We start from the raw sequence: 294 nt of genomic DNA, 5'->3' as shown, positions 1-294 counted from the left end.
ACAGGTTAGAAACCGTCAGCGTGGGGCGCGTACTGGTGCCTTTGCCATTCAGTTCGAAACCACTCCCCTGAATGGGATACGCCTGATACTGTCGCCCCTGCCAGGTAACCGGCTCACCTTTTTCGTTCTGCTCATTACAGAAAAAATAACGTTCTCCACCAACCTCTGTCAGATCGATTTCCCAGAGCACCACGCAGGCAGACTGCTCCGCACGGGTGCATTCATTCAGTGTTTCCTGTCGGATATCCTGCATCAGTTCACCACCTGTTCAAACTCTGCGCTGAACTCAACACG

1 protein-coding gene is annotated in these 294 nt (G+C 52.7%); it reads right to left on the bottom strand.

The window, feature by feature from the left end; translation table 11 throughout:
* Window positions 1–253, bottom strand: a 253-nt coding sequence (locus HEN21_RS22725) for a phage minor tail protein L (protein ID WP_023148395.1), incomplete at its 3' end; no start/stop codon positions are given.
* Window positions 254–294: the final 41 nt, after the last annotated feature.

It is taken from the genome of Escherichia sp. 93.1518 (assembly GCF_013368915.2).
GTDB classification, from domain to species: domain Bacteria; phylum Pseudomonadota; class Gammaproteobacteria; order Enterobacterales; family Enterobacteriaceae; genus Escherichia; species Escherichia ruysiae.
The sequence above is the reverse complement of the archived record's forward strand: the minus strand, read 5'-3'. Positions and strand labels throughout refer to the sequence as shown.